The sequence below is a fragment of the Pontitalea aquivivens genome (assembly GCF_046507575.1).
GTDB lineage: Bacteria > Pseudomonadota > Alphaproteobacteria > Rhodobacterales > Rhodobacteraceae > Pontitalea > Pontitalea aquivivens.
Window position 1 is genome coordinate 310818 of record NZ_JBKFEY010000001.1, and the last position, 18830, is coordinate 329647.

At 66.5% G+C, this 18830-nt stretch carries 19 protein-coding genes; 6 read left to right on the top strand and 13 right to left on the bottom strand.

All coding sequences use genetic code 11. The features are described 5' to 3' along the window. Positions 1-61: 61 nt before the first annotated feature. A complete protein-coding gene (locus ACK8OU_RS01505; protein ID WP_410301569.1) occupies positions 62-1030 on the bottom strand; it encodes a zinc ABC transporter substrate-binding protein in 969 nt (322 codons plus the stop codon). A gap of 86 nt (positions 1031-1116) precedes the next feature. On the opposite strand from ACK8OU_RS01505, the gene ACK8OU_RS01510 reads away from it, so the two are divergent. Genes ACK8OU_RS01510 through ACK8OU_RS01520 form a run of 3 tightly spaced genes read left to right on the top strand, consistent with a single transcriptional unit; the run spans position 1117 to position 3225 of the window. Beyond that, positions 1117-1638, top strand: coding sequence for a Fur family transcriptional regulator (locus tag ACK8OU_RS01510; protein WP_410301570.1), 522 nt, complete (start codon positions 1117-1119; stop codon positions 1636-1638). Then, positions 1635-2441, top strand: coding sequence for a metal ABC transporter ATP-binding protein (locus ACK8OU_RS01515; protein WP_410301571.1), 807 nt, complete (start codon positions 1635-1637; stop codon positions 2439-2441). The genes ACK8OU_RS01510 and ACK8OU_RS01515 overlap by 4 nt, the downstream gene beginning before the upstream one ends. Continuing rightward, on the top strand, positions 2434-3225 hold the full coding sequence (locus ACK8OU_RS01520) for an iron chelate uptake ABC transporter family permease subunit (protein WP_410301998.1): 792 nt from the start codon (positions 2434-2436) through the stop codon (positions 3223-3225). Before ACK8OU_RS01515 ends, ACK8OU_RS01520 begins: the two co-directional genes overlap by 8 nt. Positions 3226-3234: 9 nt before the next feature. On the opposite strand, the gene ACK8OU_RS01525 is transcribed toward ACK8OU_RS01520, so the two are convergent. Beyond that, on the bottom strand, positions 3235-4539 hold the full coding sequence (locus ACK8OU_RS01525) for a UDP-glucose dehydrogenase family protein (protein WP_410301572.1): 1305 nt from the start codon (positions 4537-4539) through the stop codon (positions 3235-3237). Between the two features lie 226 nt (positions 4540-4765). Here ACK8OU_RS01525 and ACK8OU_RS01530 point away from each other — a divergent pair, with 226 nt between their 5' ends. Further along, on the top strand, positions 4766-4957 hold the full coding sequence (locus ACK8OU_RS01530) for a hypothetical protein (RefSeq protein ID WP_410301573.1): 192 nt from the start codon (positions 4766-4768) through the stop codon (positions 4955-4957). Between the two features lie 168 nt (positions 4958-5125). On the opposite strand, the gene ACK8OU_RS01535 is transcribed toward ACK8OU_RS01530, so the two are convergent. The 9 genes from ACK8OU_RS01535 to ACK8OU_RS01575 form a co-directional block, all read right to left on the bottom strand. Beyond that, positions 5126-5809, bottom strand: a complete 684-nt coding sequence (locus ACK8OU_RS01535) for a YjbF family lipoprotein (RefSeq protein ID WP_410301574.1) — start codon at positions 5807-5809, stop codon at positions 5126-5128. After that, the gene (locus ACK8OU_RS01540; RefSeq protein ID WP_410301575.1) at positions 5806-7968 is read right to left on the bottom strand and encodes a YjbH domain-containing protein; all 2163 of its coding nucleotides are present in this window, start codon (positions 7966-7968) and stop codon (positions 5806-5808) included. Before ACK8OU_RS01540 ends, ACK8OU_RS01535 begins: the two co-directional genes overlap by 4 nt. A gap of 175 nt (positions 7969-8143) precedes the next feature. After that, positions 8144-9295 carry an iron-containing alcohol dehydrogenase gene (locus tag ACK8OU_RS01545; RefSeq protein WP_410301576.1) on the bottom strand — a complete coding sequence of 384 codons (1152 nt, stop codon included), beginning with the start codon at positions 9293-9295 and terminating at the stop codon, positions 8144-8146. After that, complete coding sequence (locus ACK8OU_RS01550) at positions 9292-10680, bottom strand: aldehyde dehydrogenase family protein (protein WP_410301577.1); 1389 nt, start codon at positions 10678-10680, stop codon at positions 9292-9294. The genes ACK8OU_RS01545 and ACK8OU_RS01550 overlap by 4 nt, the downstream gene beginning before the upstream one ends. Positions 10681-10722: 42 nt before the next feature. Continuing rightward, complete coding sequence (locus tag ACK8OU_RS01555) at positions 10723-12087, bottom strand: glutamine synthetase family protein (RefSeq protein ID WP_410301578.1); 1365 nt, start codon at positions 12085-12087, stop codon at positions 10723-10725. A 107-nt stretch (positions 12088-12194) separates the two neighbouring features. Further along, positions 12195-13235: a TRAP transporter substrate-binding protein gene (locus tag ACK8OU_RS01560; protein ID WP_410301579.1), complete on the bottom strand. Its 1041-nt coding sequence runs from the start codon at positions 13233-13235 to the stop codon at positions 12195-12197. A 43-nt stretch (positions 13236-13278) separates the two neighbouring features. After that, on the bottom strand, positions 13279-14601 hold the full coding sequence (locus ACK8OU_RS01565; protein WP_410301580.1) for a TRAP transporter large permease: 1323 nt from the start codon (positions 14599-14601) through the stop codon (positions 13279-13281). Continuing rightward, positions 14601-15107 (bottom strand): TRAP transporter small permease subunit, encoded by a 507-nt coding sequence (locus ACK8OU_RS01570; protein WP_410301582.1) that lies wholly within the window; start codon positions 15105-15107, stop codon positions 14601-14603. Before ACK8OU_RS01570 ends, ACK8OU_RS01565 begins: the two co-directional genes overlap by 1 nt. Beyond that, positions 15107-15910, bottom strand: a complete 804-nt coding sequence (locus ACK8OU_RS01575; protein ID WP_410301583.1) for an N-formylglutamate amidohydrolase — start codon at positions 15908-15910, stop codon at positions 15107-15109. Before ACK8OU_RS01575 ends, ACK8OU_RS01570 begins: the two co-directional genes overlap by 1 nt. Before the next feature lie 139 nt (positions 15911-16049). On the opposite strand from ACK8OU_RS01575, the gene ACK8OU_RS01580 reads away from it, so the two are divergent. Then, positions 16050-16913: a MurR/RpiR family transcriptional regulator gene (locus ACK8OU_RS01580; protein WP_410301584.1), complete on the top strand. Its 864-nt coding sequence runs from the start codon at positions 16050-16052 to the stop codon at positions 16911-16913. A 33-nt stretch (positions 16914-16946) separates the two neighbouring features. Here ACK8OU_RS01580 and ACK8OU_RS01585 read toward each other — a convergent pair whose 3' ends face one another. Together ACK8OU_RS01585 and ACK8OU_RS01590 are read right to left on the bottom strand one after the other, a co-directional pair. Then, complete coding sequence (locus ACK8OU_RS01585) at positions 16947-17906, bottom strand: alpha/beta fold hydrolase (RefSeq protein ID WP_410301585.1); 960 nt, start codon at positions 17904-17906, stop codon at positions 16947-16949. Next, positions 17906-18193 (bottom strand): SCP2 sterol-binding domain-containing protein, encoded by a 288-nt coding sequence (locus tag ACK8OU_RS01590; protein WP_410301586.1) that lies wholly within the window; start codon positions 18191-18193, stop codon positions 17906-17908. The genes ACK8OU_RS01585 and ACK8OU_RS01590 overlap by 1 nt, the downstream gene beginning before the upstream one ends. 120 nt (positions 18194-18313) lie before the next feature. On the opposite strand from ACK8OU_RS01590, the gene ACK8OU_RS01595 reads away from it, so the two are divergent. Then, complete coding sequence (locus ACK8OU_RS01595) at positions 18314-18817, top strand: tetratricopeptide repeat protein (RefSeq protein ID WP_410301587.1); 504 nt, start codon at positions 18314-18316, stop codon at positions 18815-18817. Positions 18818-18830: the final 13 nt, after the last annotated feature.

Consider the following 18830-nt stretch of genomic DNA (forward strand, 5'->3'; position numbering starts at 1 on the left):
TTTACCCGGTCTGGCGGCGCAGAAAGCACGCTTTCGCCCGGCGATCAACCGATCGCGGGGATCAGTTTTGGGCCAGACAGTCCAGCAGGGTCTGTGCCATGCCCGCCAGCAGCCGGTCATACAGCGCCGGGCCCGGATCCAGCAGGCTGCCCGCGGGGTCAAGCGTGCCGCCCAGCCGCACATCGGTGCCCTCGATCACGATGGCCAGCTGTTTGGGGTCGTGCTGCGCCTCGGGGAAGGCACAGCGCACGCCCTGCGCGCCAAGGCGATCGCGCAGATCGGCCAGATGGCGTGCACCCGGCGCGGTGGCATCGCCAAGGTTGACCGAACCGGCAACGTTCAACCCGTAATGGCCCGCGAAATAGCCGTAAGCGTCGTGAAAGACGATGAAGGGCGTATCCCGAACCGGGGCCAGGCCGGCGGCAAGGCGGGCATCCAGCGCCGCGATCCGCGCGCCTGCGGCTTCGGCATTGGCGCTGTAGCGGGTGGCGTTTTCGGGATCGGCGGCCGACAGTTCCGCGGCGATTACCGCCAGCCAGGCGCGGGCATTGGCCGGGTCAAGCCAGGCATGGGGGTCAAGCCCGTCATGGGCGTGATCGTCATGGTCCCCGGCGGCGTGATCCCCGGCTTCGTGTCCTGTGGCGTCATGATCCTCATGATCGCCGTGATCATGGGCACTGGCATCGCCGAAATCGCGGCGGAAGGTGGTCTCGGATTCCAGCAGGGCCATGGCACGGGTATCAGCGGCCAGCCCGTTCAGCGCGCGGTCAAGCCAGGGGGTCATGCGCGCGCCCATCCAGAAGACCAGATCCGCATCCTGCAGCGCGCGCGCATCGGCGGGGCGCATCTGATAGTCATGCGCATTCGCGCCCCGATCCAGCAGCAATGTGGGCGTGCCCAGATCGCCCATCACATCGGCCACCAGGGCATGCACAGGCGGGATGTCGGTCACCACCGCGGGGGGGGCGGCCAGCGCGGACAGCGGTGCCAGGGCAAGCGGCGCAAGCGCCAGCAGGGGAAGGCGGGACATGGGATCTCCGTTATGGCTTGTAGCTTCGGCGGGTGTTATTTATGTTATAGCGTAACAGGTCAAGAGAAATGTGATAAGATAACCAAATGCAGGATGTCCCCCCGCCGCCAGACCCGCAGCCAGATCCGGCCAGGCTGGCCTTTGCCCGCCATGACCACAGCCATTGCGCGGGCGACACGCTGGCCCGGGCCGAGGCGGTCGCCGCCGAACGCGGTGCCCGGCTGACCCCGGTGCGGCGGCGCGCGCTGGAAATCCTGCTGGAGGCGCATCGCGCCATGGGCGCCTATGAGGTGCTGGACCGGCTGGCAGCCGATGGCTTTGGCCATCAGCCCCCGGTCGCCTATCGCGCGCTGGAATTTCTGGTGGAACATGGGCTGGCCCATCGCATCCGGCGGCTGAACGCCTTTGCCGCCTGCATGCACCCGGGGCTGGCGCATGCCCCGGTCTTCCTGATCTGCCGGGCCTGCGACAGCGTCGCCGAAACCGCGGGTGAGCCGGTGCGCGCCGCGCTGGATATGGCGGCGGCGGCGGTTGGTTTCCGGGTCGAGCGCGCCAATATCGAGGCGCTGGGCCTGTGCCCCGCCTGTGCCCGGGGGACCGCGGCATGAGCCTGATCGACGCGCGCGGCCTGGGTGTGCGCCACGGTGGCGCGGCGGTGCTGCAGGGGGTGGATTTCACCATCGACCGTGGCGAGATCGTGACCATCGTCGGGCCCAATGGCTCGGGCAAGTCGACGCTGATCCGGGCGCTGATCGGCTTGCAGCCGCTGGCCGGGGGCCGTGTGACGCGCGCGCTGGGGCTGCGGATCGGCTATGTGCCGCAACGGCTGCATCTGGATGCCAGCCTGCCGATGACGGTGCGCCGCTTTCTGTCGCTGCCCCGCCGGGTCAGCGATGCCGCCGCGCGCGAGGCGCTGGCGCGGACCGGCGTGGCGGGGCTGGAGACGCGGCAGATGGCGGCGCTTTCGGGCGGGCAGTTTCAGCGCGTGATGCTGGCCCGCGCGCTGTTGGCCCGGCCCGATATCCTGATCCTGGATGAGGCGACGCAGGGCCTGGACCAGCCCGGCACCGCGGCCTTCTATCGCCTGATCGAAGAGGTGCGGGCCGAAACCGGCGCCGCCGTGCTGATGGTCAGCCACGATCTGCATGTGGTGATGTCGGCCTCGGACCGGGTGATCTGTCTGAACGGCCATATCTGCTGCGAGGGGACGCCGCGGGTCGTGTCCGCCGCGCCGGAATATCGCGCGCTGTTCGGGCTGGGCACGGGCGGGGCGTTCGCGCTGTATCGCCATGACCATGACCATGACCATGATCATGATCATGCTGCGGGCCACGGCCATGATCCGGCCCATCCGCATCAGGCCCATCCGCATTCCCACGACGACACCTGCGCGGGGCACGATCATGCTTGACGATTTCCTGACGCGCGCCGCGCTGGCGGGGCTTGGCCTGACCCTGGCGACCGGCCCCCTGGGGGCGCTGGTGGTGTGGCGGCGCATGGCCTATTTCGGCGATGCCACGGCCCATGCCGCGATCCTGGGGGTGGCGATTTCCTTTGGCTTTGGCCTGTCGGTCTATGCCGGCACGCTGGCGGTGGCGCTGGGCATGGCGATCACGGTGGCCACGCTGGCCGGGCGCGGCCATGCGATGGATACGACGCTGGGGGTGCTGGCGCATTCGGCGCTGGCGCTGGGGCTGGTTGCGGCATCGTTCCAGTCGGGGCTGCGGGTGGACCTGAGCGCCTGGCTGTTTGGCGACATCCTGGCGGTCAGCCGTGCCGATCTGGCGGTGGTGGCGGGGGGCGCGCTGGCGGTGCTGGCGCTGCTGGTCTGGCGCTGGCAGGGGCTGTTGACCGCCACGGTGAATGAGGAACTGGCCCAGGCTGCCGGGCTGAACCCGCGGCATGAACGCCTGGCGCTGACGCTGGCGCTGGCGCTGGTGGTGGCGGTGTCGATCAAGATCGTGGGGGCGCTGCTGATTTCGGCGCTGCTGATCGTTCCGGCGGCGGCGGCGCGCGGTGTGGCGCGCACGCCCGAACAGATGGCGGCGGCGGCCACGCTGGCGGGGGCGGTGTCGGTCCTGGCGGGGCTGGGCGCATCCATGCGGTTCGGCACGCCCGCGGGGCCCTCGATCGTAACGGCTGCGGCGGCGCTGTTCGTGCTGTCGCTGCCGTTGCGCGGGCGGGTGGGCGGCTGAACGCGCGCCTTACCGCCCGACGCTGGTATAGGCGACAAAGCCGGCCTTTGCCGCATCGGCCTGATTATAGATGTTGCGCAGGTCCGCCAGCCGCGCCACCGTCATCTTGCGGGCCAGTTTCGCCAGATCCAGCGCGCGGAATTCGTTCCATTCCGTCAGGATCACGACGCAATCGGCATTATGGGCGGCCTTGTAGGCATCATCGGCCCAATGCACGCCGGGCAACAGCGCCTCGCCCTCGGCTTTGCCTTGGGGATCGACGACGCGCACCTTGGCGCCTGCCCCCACCAGCGCGGGCACGATCGTCAGCGCGGGGGCATCGCGCATGTCGTCGGTGTTGGGCTTGAACGTCACCCCCAGCACCGCCACCGTCTTGCCATTGACCGAGCCCCCGCACAGATCGACCACCTTGTCGATCATCCGCCGCTTCACCTCGTCATTGACCTTGATGACGGTTTCCACGATCTGCATGGGCACGGCATGATCCTGGCCCATCCGTGCCAGGGCCTTGGTATCCTTGGGGAAACACGATCCGCCATAGCCTGGGCCGGCATGCAGGAACTTGTTGCCGATGCGCCCGTCCAGGCCCATGCCGCGCGACACCTCCTTGATGTTCGCGCCCACCCGTTCGCACAGCTGCGCGATTTCGTTGATGAAGGTGATCTTGGTCGCCAGAAAGGCATTGGCGGCGTATTTGATCAGTTCGGCCGTTTCCAGATCGGTATAAAGGATCGGGAATTCGCGCAGGAACAGGGGGCGATAGATTTCGCCCATCACCGCCCTGGCGCGATCCGAGGTGACACCGACGACGATCCGGTCGGGGCGCATGAAATCGTCGATCGCGGCGCCTTCACGCAGGAATTCGGGGTTCGAGGCCACGTCGAAGTCGGCATCGGGCCGCACCCGGCGGATCGTGTCGGCCACCATCTGGTTGGTGCCCACCGGCACGGTCGATTTCGTCACGACCACGGTGTAATGGGTCATTGTGCGGGCGATTTCCTCGGCCGCGGCGGTGACATAGGTCAGATCGGCATGGCCGTCGCCGCGCCGGGTGGGGGTGCCCACGGCGATAAAGACCGCTTCGGCATCGGCCAGTGCGGCCGCCAGATCCTGCGTGAACGACAGCCGCCCCGCGGCCACGTTTTTGGCCATCAACTGGTCCAGCCCCGGTTCGAAGATGGGCACCTCGCCGCGCATCAGCATGTCGATCTTGCGCGGGTCCTTGTCGACGCAGACCACTTCATGGCCGAAATCGGACAGGCACACCCCCGAGACAAGCCCGACATATCCGGTTCCGATCATTGCGATTTTCATGTGCCAGTCCTCAAGCCGGTTGCGCGGGCACATTCGCCCGCAGCCCCGGCCTTGTCAACGGATGGGGGGCCGGGCGGGGCAGGGGTGATCTGGCTATTCTGCAACAGTTGTGTGCGCCGCGGTGCAGCGCAACCGGATTTTTCTTTGCATTGTGGCGCATCTGTGTAAGGGTTGATCGCGATGCTGTCGGCGTCGGCGGCTCTCTACAGTAATGACGGAGAATATCATGAAGAAAATTGCTACTCTCGCGCTGGCCCTCGGCCTGACCGCCTCGACCGCTTTCGCTGGCGGCTATTCGGCTCCTGTCGTGGAAGCCGAGCCGGTTGTTGTCGAGGAATCCTCCTCGTCGAACCCGGGTCTGATCGTTCCGGCGCTGCTGCTGCTGGGCATCATCGCCGCGGCTTCGTCGAATTCCTGATCCGACCGATCCGCAAGGATTTGGAATGGCCGGAGAGCTTGGCTCTCCGGTCATTTCATTTTGGCGGGCGGCATGTTCCGGTGTCGGCTGGCCGATGGGATGCGCCCTGCAGGAATGACAAGACCCGCCGCGATGCGACGGGTCTTTGGCCTGCTGGGTGTCAAAGGCTCAGGGGCGCAGGGTCTGGATCGTGACATGGCCCAGTTGCGGGCCGATCCATTGCCGCGACAGCACGATATCGCCCGCGCCGTTGACCAGATAGTTGTTTTCAATGCGCTGACCCGCGCCGGTGCAGGCTTCCCTGACCTGTTGTCCGTTATGCGGCGTCCCGGCGATTTCGAAGGCCTGATTTGCGCCCAGACTGACCGTGCAGCGCAGCGGCAGCGGGCGTTCGATCCCCTCGCCATCCAGATAACGGTGCAGCTTGTCGGCGCTGCCCGCGCGCCGGCCGCGCACCAGCGCGGAAACGGCGGCCAGTTCGGATGACATCAGGTCATGGCCCAGCCCCCGGGTGCCCGCCAGCATCCCGTCGCGCAGGATCAGGCCCTGCTGGTTCGGCGTCATATAGCTGCGCATCGCGCCATTTTGTCCGCTCAGGCCCAGAACGGTGGTCAGGCCCTGGGCTTCCAGCGTGGCCAGAATCAGCGGCCCGCGATTGGACGCCAGCGCAGACCGCGCCATCGCCCCGGTATCGACCGGGGCGGCCCCGGTCTTGCCGGGCATCAGCGTGGCGATCACCCCGCGCACCACACCGCCCGCGATCTGGGCCTTTTCGGCCTGGCCCGTATCGCTGCCGCAGCCCGCGATCAGCGCCAGCCCCGCCGCCAGAAACGCCGCGCGTGCCCCGATCATCGCCAGAACCTCCCCCAGCCGTCATACAGATCGCCCATGTGGTTGCCACGCACGGTTTCATACAGGCGGCCGTCCAGTTCCAGGCGGGCGCCGCCGTCGCGCGTCAGCGGGCGGATCGTCGTCCTGACCTTGTTGACCGACGGCTTGCCCGTCGTCCAGGCCACCGGGATCGAGACGCGGATGCCCTTGTCAAAGGACCCTTCGCCGAATTCTTCCTCGGACATGTCGGTGAAGGTGGCGAATGCCCCCACGCTCCAGCCATTGGCGAATTCGCGGTCGATGGTGATGGTGGCGCCCCAATCCTGGTTCAGATAGCGGCCCACGTCCAGCTGGCCGGTAAAGCCCTTGCCGATGTCGTAATAGGCCGAGGCATGGCCGGTCAGCACCTCATAGTCGTGAAAGCCGAAATGCTGCTTGAAATCGCGCTGGCGGACGTAATTCGCCTCAAGGCCCAGGGCCAGGCGGCTGTCCACCGGCTTCCACAGCAATTCGCCCGACACGCCGCCATACATCCGTTCCAGCAGGCCCACGGTGACGCGGCTGTACAGGTTTTCGCCTGGCCGCGCATACCAGCCCATCGTCAGATGCTGGATCGCCAGATCGCTGTTCTTCTGGTATTCGACCAGATCGGACCGTACATGCGTGCAGCGCGGCGGATCAAGCACGGTGCAGCCATCGTCGGTCCAGGCGGTGGAATCGGACACGCGGGTGCTTTCGTCCAGATTGCCAAAGGCCTTCTGGCGCAGATTGCCCGACAGGATGAACCCCGGGGCAAATTCGTATTTCGCCGACAGCGACAGGCCCACATCCATGCGGAACGGATCGTCGGGATCAAAGATCGAGGCTTCGGCATAGGGCGTCAGCGCCCATTGGAAGCGCGGGAACAGATCCTCGGTCGGGCGCAGGCCCTGCGCGGGGGCGGCGGCGGCATCGGTGATGCTGGCGCGGCGCAGGATTTCGTTCGCGTTGCGGTTTTCCAGCGCCTCCAGATCGCTGCGGCGGAAGGTGACCGAGGACACCGGCATCCCGCGCTGCACCGAGGTGATCACGATCGTCTCGACCGAGGGGGGCAGCGCGCGGGTCAGCATGCGCGCGGTGTGGCCGATGGCCTGCGACTGGGCGCCATAGGTTTCGTTGCGCACCCGCACCTCGGCCCGGGTGGCCGACAGCGACATCGATTCCAGCACCTGCCCGTCCCTGGCCAGGCTTTCGGCCAGCACCGCCTGAACGCCGGGCAGCACCGTCGGATCGGCGGTCCAGGCCCCGGACCAGCCTTCGGGGTCGGCGGCGCGCGCGGGGCGCGGGCGCACCGGCAGCGGGGCCTGTTCGATGCCGGACGGGAAGGGCGGCTTGCGCGGGTCGATGTTCAGGTTGAACTGGAACCCGACTTCCGACCCGTAAAGGTAATAGGCCGAGACGCTGGCCGTCGGGTTGATGCGGTAATCCAGCGCAAGGTTCACGCCGGATTTGCGGTCGAACCCGTCTTCGGCGACCTCGCGTTCATAGGCGTCTGACGAATATTCCGCCTTCAGCGTCAGCTGGTCGGTGGCCTGCCAGGCCAGGCCGAAGAAGGGCGCGGCCTCGCCGCGGAACCATTGGTCGGTGTTGGCCTTGCCCCCCTTGCCGAAATCCAGCGACGGGCGGTCGCCAAAAGGCGCGCCGATGCCGCCTTCGGACCCCAGCCGGCCCCAGCCCAGGCCCGCCGTGGCCCGCAGGCGCGGGGTGATGGTTTTGGTCGCAACGACATATTCGCCCGAATAGACGCCGGTGCCGATGAAATCGCGCAGGCCAACCGCCATCGCCGGGCGCCAGCCCGCCGCCTCATCCAGGAATTGCCAGTGGATGTCGAAGGACCGGTCGTAAAGCGCCGTGCCATCGGAAAACAGCCCCGGCACGCGCGAATAACGAAAGGCCCCGGTGACGCGGGGCGCGATCTGGAAGGTGAAGGTATTGCGCTGCGTGCCGCCCGTGCGAAAGACCGACCCGCCCAGCGTGCCATCGGGGCGCACTTCGGCGGTGGGCATGTCGATCAGCCCGGGCATGCCGAAGGTGCCCCGGCTTTCGCCGATCATCGGTTCGGCCAGACCCGCCGGCGCCGCCGCCGTGGTCGCCAGCGCCAGGGTTGCGATTTTGACTGCCGTCTTGCGCTTGCCTGTCACGCGCGTCCCTCCTGCCGTGCTTTTCGCCTTTATACCCGTTTTTGTGCCCGGGGCGAGTGCCAATGGGCGGGCGAATGCATTTCGCGGGCAAGGGGTTGCCGATCCGCCAGGGGCGGGCCGGGGGATTGGGGCGGGGGATCGGGGCGGGTCGCGCTGACCCGCCCGGGCCCCGTTGTCACATGCAGGCGTCAAACAGCGCGCGGGTGTTTTCGCGCGTCATCCCGACCGGGTTGCCGCCGCAGGACGGATCCTCCAGCGCCATCTCGGTCAGTTCGTCCAGGCGTGCGGGATCGACCCCCATCGCGGTCAGGTTTTCCGGGATCGACAGTTCCGTGCGCAGCGCCATGATCCGCGCGCAAAAGCCGTCGAACCCGCCCGCGATGCCCAGATATGCGGCGGCGCGGGTGATGCGGTCTTCAATCGCGGGGCGGTTGAACGCCAGCACCATCGGCATCACAACGGCATTGGTGGTGCCGTGATGCGTGCCATAGACCGCGCCCACCGGATGCGACAGCGAATGGATCGCGCCAAGCCCCTTCTGGAACGCCACCGCCCCCATCGCCGCCGCCGACATCATATGGGCGCGCGCCTCAAGATCGGCGGGGTTGGCATAGGCGCGGGGCAGGTTTTCAAACACCAGCCGCATCCCTTCCAGCGCGATGCCCTGGCTCATCGGGTGGTAGAAGGGGCTGCAATAGGCCTCAAGGCAATGGGCCAGCGCATCCATGCCGGTGCCCGCGGTGATGAAGGCGGGCATGCCCACCGTCAGTTCCGGGTCGCAGATCGTGACCGTGGGCAGCAGCTTCGGGTGGAAGATGATCTTCTTCTTGTGGGTGGCCGAATTGGTCAGCACGCCCGCGCGCCCGACCTCGGACCCCGTCCCGGCGGTGGTGGGCACGGCGATGATCGGGGCGATCTTGCTGGCATCCGCCCGCGTCCACCAGTCGCCGATATCCTCCAGGTCCCAGACCGACAGGCTTTCGGGCTGATCGACCATCAGCGTGATCATCTTGCCCAGATCCAGCGCCGATCCGCCGCCAAAGCAGATCACCCCGTCATGCCCGCCCGCACGATAGGCGGCGATGCCCGCGGCCATGTTGCCTTCGTTCGGGTTGGGATCGACTTCGGAAAACACCGCCCGGCCCAGGCCCGCGGCCGCCAGCAGGTCAAGTGCTGCGGCGGTGATCGGCAGGCTTGCCAGTGCGCGGTCGGTCACCAGCAGTGGGCGGGTGAGGCCCGCCGCCTTGCAATGTTCGGCCAGTTCCGCAATCCGGCCCGCGCCGAATTTCACCGCCGTGGGATAGGACCAGTTCGCCCTGAGGTTCATTTCGTCACCTTCTTGAGATGGTAGGATTTCGGCCGGGTCACCGCATGGAAGCCCAGCACCGACAGGCTGCCGCCGCGCCCGGTGTCCTTGCAGCCGGTCCAGCACAGCGCCGGATCAAGGTAATCGCAGCGGTTCATGAAGATCGTACCGGTTTCCAGCCGCGCGCCGATGGCCGCCGCGCGTTCGGCATCGCGTGTCCACAGCGAGGCGGTCAGACCATAGGGGCTGTCGTTCATCACGGCCACGGCCTCATCGTCATTGGCGACCTTCATGATGCCGACGACGGGGCCAAAGGATTCCTCGCGCATCACGCGCATTTCGTGGTTCACATTGACCAGGATCTGCGGCGCCAGATAGGCCCCGCCGTCATCGGCCGGGAACAGGGCGGGGTCGATCAGCGCGGTCGCGCCCTCGGCCAGGGCCTCGGTGATCTGGTTGCGCACCACCTCGGCAAAGCGGCGGTTGGCCATCGGGCCCAGCGTGGTTTCCGGGTCGAACGGATTGCCCAGTTTCAGCGCCTTGACCCAGGCCACGGCCTTTTCGACAAAGGCGTCATACAGGCTTTCGTGGACATAGATCCGTTCAATCCCGCAGCAGCACTGGCCCGCGTTATACATCGCGCCGTCCATCAGGCTGTCCACCGCCGCGTCCAGATCGGCGTCGTTCATGACATAGCCGGGGTCTTTCCCGCCCAGTTCCAGCCCCATGCCGGTAAAGGTGCCGGCCGCCGCGCGTTCCATCGCCTGACCGCCCGCGACCGAGCCGGTGAAGTTCACGAAGTTGAAGGCGCGCGCGCGGATCAGATCCTCGGTCACGTCATGGGTCAGCACGACGTTCTGGAACACATCCTCGGGGATGCCGGCGGCGTGGAAGGCCTCGGCCAGGCGTTCGCCCACCAGCATGGTCTGGGTGGCGTGTTTCAGGATCACGGTGTTGCCCGCGATCAGCGCGGGCGCCAGCGTGTTGATCGTGGTCAGGTAGGGATAGTTCCAGGGCGCGACGATAAAGACCACCCCCACGGGTTCGCGCGTTATGCGGCGTTCGAACCTGTCCGAGGCCTCGGCCACCATCGGTGCCAGCGCATCCGCCGCGATCCCGGCCATATAATCGGTGCGGTCGTTCACGCCGCCGAATTCGCCGCCATAGCGGGTGGGGCGGCCCATCTGCCAGGCCAGTTCCTCGACAATACGGTCCTTCATCGCGTTCAGCCTGGCCACGCCCGCCTTGACCAGGGCGATGCGTTCGTCCAGGGGCCGCGCGGCCCAGGCGCCTTGCGCGGCGCGGGCGCGGGCGGCGGCGGCCTGCGCCTCGGCCAGGGTCAGGGCCTGGCGTTCGGCATAGACCCGCCCGTCCACCGGCGAGATGCATTGGATGATCTTGCTCATCTGTCCTTCCTTCGGGCGGCGCGCGCCCCTGATCTGGCGCCCTCAGGCGCGTTCAAAGCCCCGCTTGCGTTCCCAATCGGTCACGACGCGGTTGTGTTCGGACACCTCCCAGCGGGCGGCGTGCAGGTAATGGGCGACGACATCGGGCCCGAAGGCGCGCGCCAGCATGTCGCTGTCTGCCATCGCTTCGGCGGCCTCGTCCAGCGTGCGCGGGATCAGGACGGCATCGCGCGCCTGATACAGGTCGCCCTTGACCGGATCGCCCGGTTCGATCATCTTCTCGATCCCTTCCAGCCCCGCCGCCAGCAGCGCCGCGCAGGCCAGATAGGGGTTCAGATCCGCCCCGCCGATGCGGCATTCGACGCGCACGGATTTGGTATTTTCACCACAGACGCGGAATCCGGCGGTGCGGTTGTCCAGGCTCCAGACCGCCTTGGTGGGGGCGAACATGCCCACGCAGAAGCGTTTGTAGCTGTTGACGAAAGGCGCGAGAAAGGCGGTGATTTCACGCGCATGGGCCAGCTGGCCGCCCAGGAAATGGCGCATCTGCGCGGACATGCCGTGCGGGGCCGCCGGATCGTGGAAGATGTTGCGCCCGTCGCGCCAAAGCGACTGATGCACATGCGACGACGATCCCGCGCGGCGATGGTCATACTTTGCCATGAAGGTGACGGATGCGCCGTGCTGTTGTGCGATTTCCTTCACGCCCTGCTTGATCAGGCTGTGCATGTCGGCGGTGTCCAGCGCGTCGGAATATTTCGCGTTGACCTCTTCCTGGCCGGCTTCGGCCTCACCCTTGGAACATTCGACGGGAATCCCCGCATCCCACAGCCCGTTGCGGATCGCGCGCATGATCGGTTCATCCCGCGCAGTGCCAAAAATCGAATAATCCACATTGTAGCGGGCCATAGGCGTAGGGTCAGGATAGCCCATATCGAACAATTCGGGAAAGCTTTCCTCGAACAGGTAGAATTCCAGTTCGGTCGCCATCATCGGTTCAAAGCCCATCGCGCGGGCGCGTTCCACCTGGCGCATCAGCACCGATCGCGGCGCATGGGGCACGGGTTCATGACTGTGATGGTCCAGCATGTCGCACATCACGAAGGCCGTGCCCTCCAGCCAGGGCAGGCGGCGCAGGGTCGCCATGTCGGGCTTCATCACATAATCGCCATAGCCCGCGGCCCAGGATGTCGCCTGATAGCCCTGAACGGTGTTCATCTCCATGTCGGTGGCCAGCAGATAGTTGCAGCAATGCGTTTCCTGCCATGCGCTTTCGATGAAATGGCGGGCATGAAAGCGCTTGCCCTGCAGGCGGCCCTGCATGTCCACCATGGCCGCGATCACGGTGTCGATTTCGCCGCGCTGCACGGCGTCTTTCAGTTGCTCGAAGCTCAGGTTCGCGGGCATGTCCTATGTCCTGTTCCGGGGGAAGGGTTCCCCGCAGCCGGACTGCGGGGAACCGGTATCGGGTGGGCGGGGCGATGCGCCCCGGCCCCGGTGATTGCGCACGGCGATCAGGTATAGCGGTAGGGGCGGCCCGCCTTGCCCATCGCCTCGTTATAGCGTTTGATGATGTCGACGACCCTGGCCTTGACCTCGGATTCCGCGGCGATTTCATCCCAGAAGACCTTGGCGGCCTCTTCGACCTGGGCCCATTCGGCGTCGGGGATGGTGGTCAGTTGCATGTCCGCGCCTTCCACGCGCAGCTTGGCCTCGCCCGCCCAGTACCAGTGCTGGCGGTAGTAATGCGACTGTTCAAAGCACACGCGCATCAGTTCCTGCAGATGCGGGGGCACCTCATTCCAGCGGTCCATATTGGCGAAGAAATGCCCGATCCAGGCGCCCGAGATGTTGTTGGTCAGGAAATAGGGCGCGACTTTGGACCAGCCGACGGTGTAATCCTCGGTGATGCCCGACCAGGCGATGCCGTCCAGTTCCCCGGTCTGCATCGCGACCTCGACATCTTCCCACGGCACGGTGACGGGCACCACGCCGAACTGCGCCAGGAAGCGGCCCGCGGTGGGGAAGGTGAAGACGCGCTTGCCGCGCAGGTCGGCCAGGGTGTTGACCGGCTCTTTCATGGCGAAATGGCACGGGTCCCAGGCCCCGGCCGAGATGTGCTTGACCCCGACCCTGGCATATTCCTCGGCCCAGATTTCATTCAGGCCCCAGGTGTTGAACAGCGCCGGCACATCCAGCGAATAGCGCAGCGCCAGCGGGAAATAGCCGCCGAAAACGGTGACTTCGGTGGGCGAGGCCATTGAATCGTCATCCGATTGCACCGCGTCGATCGTGCCCGACTGCATCGCGCGGAACAGTTCGGACGTCGGCACCAGCTGGTCGGCGTAGAACAGTTCAATCTCCATCTGGCCATTGGCGATGGTGTTGAACGCCTCGATCGCCGGCTTGGCGACATGTTCACCCAGCGCCGCCCCGGCATAGGTCTGCATCCGCCATTTGATCGGGCTTTGCGCCAGCACGGCCGGCGCGGCCAGGGTTGAGGCCCCGGCGGCCAGCGCGCCGGTGGTCAGGAATTTCCGTCTGGTGGTGGTCATCGTGTCATCTCCTTGTTGGTTGCGCCCCTGTCGGGGTCTGTTGTCATCCAAGCACCGTCTGCGGCAGCCACAGCGCGATCTGGGGGAAGATCATCACAAGTATCAGCGTCAGAACCATCACCCCCACGAAGGGGATGACCGAACGGTAGATCACCGGCAGATCGAATTCCTTTGGCGCCATGGCGCGCATCAGGAACAGATTGTAGCCGAAGGGTGGGGTAAGGTAGGCGATCTGGCAAGTGATCGTGTACAGGATGCCATACCAGATCAGGTCGAACCCCAGCGCCTTGGCCAGGCCGACATAGACCGGGGCCACGATCACCAGCATGGCGGTGTCATCCAGGAACATCCCCATGACCAGAAAGCTCAGCTGCATCAGGATCAGCACCTGCCAGGGGCCAAGGCCCAGATCCTTCAGGAAGAAATTCTCGATCGCGCGGCCCGCGCCAAGCCCGTCGAAGACCGCGCCAAAGGACAGGGCGGCGGTGATGATCAGCATGAACATCACCGTGATTGCCAGCGTGTTGCGGGTGGCGGTTTCAAAGACCGCGCGGGTGAAGCGGCGCTTGGTCACGGCGGCGATTACCGAGGCCACCGCGCCGATCACCGAAGCCTCGGTCAGGCTGGCCCAGCCCTTCAGGAAGGGCACCATCATCGCCGCGAATATGGCCAGCGGCAAAAGCCCCGCGCGCAGCAGCCGGAACCGTTCGCCCCAGGTGATGGCGGCGCGTTCCCCGGCGTCCATGGCGGGGGCCAGCATCGGGTTCAGGCCGCAGCGCACCAGGATGTAGATCACGAACAGGCCGGCCATCAACAGCCCCGGCATCAGCCCGGCCAGCCACAGCTGGCTGACCGGCTGGCGCGCGATCAGCGAAAACAGCACCAGCACCACCGAGGGCGGGATCAGGATGCCCAGGCTTGACCCGGCCTGAATGACGCCTGAAATCATCACCTTGTCATAGCCCCGGCGCACCAGTTCTGGCAGGGCGATCGTGGCCCCGATCGCCATGCCCGCCACCGACAGCCCGTTCATCACCGAGATCATCACCATCAGGAAGATCGTCCCGATCGCAAGCCCCCCGGGCAGCGGCCCGAACCAGACGTGGAACATGCGATACAGGTCCTCGGCCAGGCGGCTTTCGGACATGACATAGCCCATGAAGATGAACATCGGCAGCGTCAGCAGCGGCGTCCATTTCATCAGCTTCATCACTGATGAAAAGCCCATGTCCGACCCGCCCGGCCCCCAAAGCGCAATGGCCGCCACCACCGCGACAAAACCGATCGCGCCGAACACCCGCTGCCCGGTGATCATCATCAGCAGCATGGTCGAAAACATCAAAATGGCGATGGTTTCGTGGGCCATCAGATTTCCTCTCCGCGGATCACCGCGATGTCGCGGATCAGAAGGGCGATGGCCTGCAGCAGCATCAGGAAGAAGGCGGTGGTGATGATCACCTTGATCGGCCACAGATAGGGCCGCCAGGCGGTCGGGTTCCGCTCGCCGGTTTCAAAGGAATAGACGGTGGACCCGAAGGCGCCATACAGCATCACCCCGATGTAGAAGATCAGGAAGAACACCGTGACCGCATCCCAGATCGCCTGGGTGCGCGGGTTGAAGCGCGAATACAGCAGGTCCATCCGCACATTGGTGCCCAGCTGCAGCGAATAGGGCGCGCCCAGAAGGTAATAGGCCACCAGCGTGAACTGGGCCATTTCCAGCGTCCACAGCGCGGGAACCCGGCCGATCTTGGTGATCGACGACCACAGCAGGATGCCCATGATCACGAACAGCAGATACATGGCGACCCGGCCCACGCGGTAATTCACCGCCTCGACCGCGCGCACATAGGCCCTGGCCCAGCCCGGCATCACGCCCCCCCGATCCGGCCTAGCGCGCCGGTCAGCACCGGGGCAAGCGTTTCCGCCATCGCGTCCTGCGCGGCCCGGGTGGCGATCAGGTCGTTGCGGATTTCCAGCATGACATTGGCCAGCCCCATCGGCGTGGCCTGCAGCGCAAGGGTATGGGTGACCTCATCCGCGGCGGAATAGGGCTCGTTCAACCGTGTATCCAGCGTGGTGCGCGCCGCCGCCTCGGCCAGAACCGCCTGCGCCAGGCGTGCATCCGCGTCATGGATCACGCCGAATTCCACCGTACGCGCGATGCCGTTGTATACAGGGGTAAAGCTGTGCACCGTCACCAGCACCGGGCGCTGGCCGCGCGCCAGACGCCGCGCGATTTCGGCGCGCAGCCGGGCGTGAAAGGGCAGATAGACGGCTTCGGTCCGCGCGACCCGCTGCGCCGCGGTCAGGCCCGCATTGCCCGGGATCATGTGGATTTCCGACCGTTCGGCCATGGCGCCGGGCGAATGGGGCGGGCGGTTCAGGTCATAGATCAGCCGCGACAGGCTGGCCGCGATCAGCGGCGCATCCAGCCGCCGCGCCAGCCCCCGCGCCAGCCCCAGCGCGCCGGGGTCCCAGGCGACATGCGCGCGCCGTTGCGCGTCATCCAGCCCCAGATCGCCCCAGGGCGCGGGAAAGGCATTGGCGGCATGTTCACAGACGATGAGGAACGGTCCCGGCGCATCCGCGCGCTCGACCGTTACCGCATCCGGCAAATCCGCACCTGAAGGCACAGGCCCTGGCGCGGGCCCGGTGGCTGGCTGATCCGTCATTTCCCTGTCGATTCTGTATGTTCTTTTGATCGAAGGGTCCAATGCGGGCGGCGTTCTGTCAAGATCATTTCACAAATCGAAAAACTGTTACAATCTGTTCTTCGGGCCCGAATCACGGCGCCGGGGCGGATGGAAAGCCATGACCAAGACGATCGAGGAACGCCTGCGCGCGGGTATCGACGGGATGACGCGGGCCGAACGCCAGCTGGCCGGCCATTTGCTGCGCCATTACCCGGTGGCGGCGCTGGGCTCGGTCACGGCGCTGGCGCGGGGGGCGGCGGTGTCCTCGCCCACGGTGGTGCGGCTGGTGCAGAAGCTGGGGTTCAGGGGCTATCCCGATTTTCAGGCGGGCATCCGCGCCGAGGTCGAAGAGCGGCTGGTGTCGCCGCTTGTCAAGCATGACCGCTGGGCGGGCGGGGTGCCCGATACGCATATCCTGAACCGCTTTGCCGATGCGGTGCTGGGCAATCTGCAGGCCACGCTGGCGCAGATCGACCATGCCGAATTCGACGCGGTGGCCGCCCTGATGGCCGATCCTGCGCGTCAGGTCTATGCCACGGGCGGGCGGATCACCCATGCGATGGCGGATTATTTCGTCACCCATATGAAGGTGATCCGGCCCGGCGTGTCGCTGATATCGGAAATGTCGAATGCCTGGCCGCCCGCGCTGATCGAGATGCGCCCGGGCGATGTGCTGCTGGCCTTCGACATCCGGCGGTATGAGAACAACGTGCTGCAACTGGTTGAAATAGCAGCTGAACAGGGGGCCGAGGTGGTGCTGGTCACCGACCCTTGGGTCAGCCCCGCCGCGGCCCATGCGCGCTATCGCTTTTCGGCGCAGATCGAGGTGCCCTCGGCCTGGGATTCGACCGTGGCGATCGAGGTGCTGGTGGAAACGCTGCTGGCGGCGGTGCAAAGCCTGACCTGGCAGGAAACGGCGGCGCGGATGAAGCGGCTGGAGGAGCTTTACGCCCGGGCGCGGTTCTTCCGGCGGATGAAATAGGGGGCTGTCTGCCCCCTCGGCGCGTACCGCGCCTCACCCCCGAGGATATTTCGGCAAATCCGAAGGGGGGCGGGCGGCGTCGAACAGGGCGGCGCAGGCGTCGTGAAAGCGCGCGCGGATCGCGGCGCCTTCCATCATCGGTTCGTGCCGGGCATCGGGCAGCAGGTCCAGCCGGGCGCCGGGCCAGCGGGCCATGCGCGCGTGGATCGCGGCGGGTTGCACGACGGTTTCGCGCGTACCAAGCGCGCAAAGCGCGGGCAGGGCGGGGGAGGCGAGGGGCGCCAGCGCCGCGCATTCGGCCAGCGCGGTGGCCAGCCAGCCGCAGGTGGGGCCGGCCAGGGCCAGACCGGGTACGGCGGCAAGCTGGTCGATCAGGAAGGCCCAGCCGGCGGGGTCGCCGGTCAGCTGGTTGGCGGCGAAGCTTTCGGCGAAGACATAGGTGGTGGCCCGGGTCGAGGGCACATAGGCCCGGGCCGGCAGGATCTGCGCAAGGCGCCGCGCAATCGGGCGCAGGGGCGCGGGCAGATTGATGTTCCACATCGGTGCCGAAAAGGCCGCGGCGGCATAGGGATGGGGTGACATCAGCCGGCGCAGGCCGATGGTGCCGCCCATCGAATGGGCCAGCAGGAACCAGGGGCGCGGCAGGTCCAGCGCCGCTGCGGCCTGTTCCACGGCGGCCAGATCAAGCTGATAATCGCTGAACCGGCCGACATGGCCTTTCAGCGGATCATCCAGCAGCCGGTCGGCTAGGCCCTGCCCGCGCCAGTCGATCGCCAGCAACCCATAGCCGCGCGCGGCGAAGGCGGCGGCGGTGGGGCCGTATTTTTCCACATATTCGGTGCGCCCGGGCAACAGGAAAACCGTACCGCGCGGCGCCGCAGGGCCGGGCCAATGTCCGATGCGCAGGCGCAGGCCATCCGCGGCCTTCAGCCAGAAGGCCCGCCCCCCCCGGGGGGCGCGGGCAATCGCGTCGTGAAGCGGCGCGTCCTGCATCAGGACAGGGCAGAGCCCAGCTGCATCGCCAGCCCCATCGCGCCGTCGATCTTCAGCTTGCCGGTCATGAAGGCCATGGTCGGGTTCACATCGCCTTCCAGAATGCCGCGGAAGGTTTCGGCCGAGGCGATCAGTGTCACGTCGGCCTCTTCATCGCCGATGCGCACGCCGTCGGCATCGGCGATGATCGCGCCTTCCCCGGTGATGACGAATTTCGCCGTGGACGAAAATCCGTCGGGCAGTTTGGCCTGCAGCGCGGTCAGGGCCTTGTTCAGCACATCGCTCATGATATCCTCCGATTGTGATCGCCGGGCTATCGCATCTGGCCGGCTTCTGATTACATCTGCGTTATGCGTGAGCGTTCCGTCATTTCCAAATGTATCGTCACGGCACTTTGCGCCGTTTTGATGACATCCGCGCCCATCCTGGCCGAAACCGAGGGGCTGGAGCCGTATTTCGAAGAGTTGGCGGATCCGGGATCGGGGGCCTGGGCGCGGGCCGAGGCCGATATCCGGCGGGCCTGGTCGCGGTCGGGGTCGGCGGGGATGGATCTGTTGCTGAAGCGCGGCGAAGAGGCGATGGATGCGGGTGACACCGCCGCCGCGATCGAACATCTGACCGCGCTGACCGATCATGCGCCCGATTTCGCCGAAGGCTGGAATGCGCGCGCCACGGCCTATTTCCTGGCGGGGCTTTACGGCCCGGCCCTGTCCGATATTGCCCGCGCGCTGGAGCTTGAGCCGCGACACTGGGGCGCGCTGGCGGGGCTGGGGGCGATTCTGGATGAGATGGGCGATGCGCAGGGCGCGCTGCGGGCGTTCCGGGCCTCTTACGCCTTGCACCCGCATCAGCAGGATGTGAAAGACGCGATCGACAGGCTGGAACGCCAGCTGGCGGGCGTGGCGCTCTGAAGCGGGGATGACG

What these genes read in the sequence shown, in the direction of transcription:
- ACK8OU_RS01505 (WP_410301569.1), bottom strand. Translation starts at nt 1,030, where the DNA reads ATGTCCCGCCTTCCCCTGCTGGCGCTTGCGCCGCTTGCCCTGGCACCG.
- ACK8OU_RS01510 (WP_410301570.1), top strand. Translation starts at nt 1,117, where the DNA reads ATGCAGGATGTCCCCCCGCCGCCAGACCCGCAGCCAGATCCGGCCAGG.
- ACK8OU_RS01515 (WP_410301571.1), top strand. Translation starts at nt 1,635, where the DNA reads ATGAGCCTGATCGACGCGCGCGGCCTGGGTGTGCGCCACGGTGGCGCG.
- ACK8OU_RS01520 (WP_410301998.1), top strand. Translation starts at nt 2,434, where the DNA reads ATGCTTGACGATTTCCTGACGCGCGCCGCGCTGGCGGGGCTTGGCCTG.
- ACK8OU_RS01525 (WP_410301572.1), bottom strand. Translation starts at nt 4,539, where the DNA reads ATGAAAATCGCAATGATCGGAACCGGATATGTCGGGCTTGTCTCGGGG.
- ACK8OU_RS01530 (WP_410301573.1), top strand. Translation starts at nt 4,766, where the DNA reads ATGAAGAAAATTGCTACTCTCGCGCTGGCCCTCGGCCTGACCGCCTCG.
- ACK8OU_RS01535 (WP_410301574.1), bottom strand. Translation starts at nt 5,809, where the DNA reads ATGATCGGGGCACGCGCGGCGTTTCTGGCGGCGGGGCTGGCGCTGATC.
- ACK8OU_RS01545 (WP_410301576.1), bottom strand. Translation starts at nt 9,295, where the DNA reads ATGAACCTCAGGGCGAACTGGTCCTATCCCACGGCGGTGAAATTCGGC.
- ACK8OU_RS01550 (WP_410301577.1), bottom strand. Translation starts at nt 10,680, where the DNA reads ATGAGCAAGATCATCCAATGCATCTCGCCGGTGGACGGGCGGGTCTAT.
- ACK8OU_RS01555 (WP_410301578.1), bottom strand. Translation starts at nt 12,087, where the DNA reads ATGCCCGCGAACCTGAGCTTCGAGCAACTGAAAGACGCCGTGCAGCGC.
- ACK8OU_RS01560 (WP_410301579.1), bottom strand. Translation starts at nt 13,235, where the DNA reads ATGACCACCACCAGACGGAAATTCCTGACCACCGGCGCGCTGGCCGCC.
- ACK8OU_RS01565 (WP_410301580.1), bottom strand. Translation starts at nt 14,601, where the DNA reads ATGGCCCACGAAACCATCGCCATTTTGATGTTTTCGACCATGCTGCTG.
- ACK8OU_RS01570 (WP_410301582.1), bottom strand. Translation starts at nt 15,107, where the DNA reads ATGCCGGGCTGGGCCAGGGCCTATGTGCGCGCGGTCGAGGCGGTGAAT.
- ACK8OU_RS01575 (WP_410301583.1), bottom strand. Translation starts at nt 15,910, where the DNA reads ATGACGGATCAGCCAGCCACCGGGCCCGCGCCAGGGCCTGTGCCTTCA.
- ACK8OU_RS01580 (WP_410301584.1), top strand. Translation starts at nt 16,050, where the DNA reads ATGACCAAGACGATCGAGGAACGCCTGCGCGCGGGTATCGACGGGATG.
- ACK8OU_RS01585 (WP_410301585.1), bottom strand. Translation starts at nt 17,906, where the DNA reads ATGCAGGACGCGCCGCTTCACGACGCGATTGCCCGCGCCCCCCGGGGG.
- ACK8OU_RS01590 (WP_410301586.1), bottom strand. Translation starts at nt 18,193, where the DNA reads ATGAGCGATGTGCTGAACAAGGCCCTGACCGCGCTGCAGGCCAAACTG.
- ACK8OU_RS01595 (WP_410301587.1), top strand. Translation starts at nt 18,314, where the DNA reads ATGACATCCGCGCCCATCCTGGCCGAAACCGAGGGGCTGGAGCCGTAT.